The sequence below is a fragment of the Flagellimonas spongiicola genome, from assembly GCF_023502425.1.
Classification (GTDB): Bacteria; Bacteroidota; Bacteroidia; order Flavobacteriales; family Flavobacteriaceae; genus Flagellimonas; species Flagellimonas spongiicola.
The window spans coordinates 1-352 of record NZ_JAMFMA010000010.1 but is presented as its reverse complement, the minus strand read 5'-3'; the positions used below and the strand labels follow the sequence as shown (position 1 = coordinate 352).

Annotated in this window: 1 protein-coding gene; it reads right to left on the bottom strand. The window is 43.8% G+C overall.

The window, feature by feature from the left end:
• The coding region (locus M3P19_RS16870; RefSeq protein ID WP_417953937.1) for a hypothetical protein at positions 1-352 on the bottom strand (352 nt) is incomplete at both ends.

The window sequence follows — 352 nt, the reverse complement described above, 5'->3', positions numbered from 1 at the left end:
GCTCAAGTCAACGGAGTTACCATCCGCAATAGCCAAGGTGTTTCCAGTCAAACTCAAAGTCTGGTCATCGGTATCCGTGTCAATAGAACTGATATCAATGGTATTTCCATCTGCAATGCTCAAATCTGTACCAGATAAGCTTAATGTTTGATCATCTGTATCAATGGAGCTAATGTCTACTGTATTTCCATCAGCGATACTCAAATCGGTTCCGGTCAGACTCAAGGTCTGGTCGTCTGTATCCACATAGCCACTCAGATCCACGGAGTTACCATCTGCGATTGCCAATGTGTTTCCAGTCAAACTCAAGGTCTGGTCATCGGTATCAGTATCAATGGAACTGATATCGATG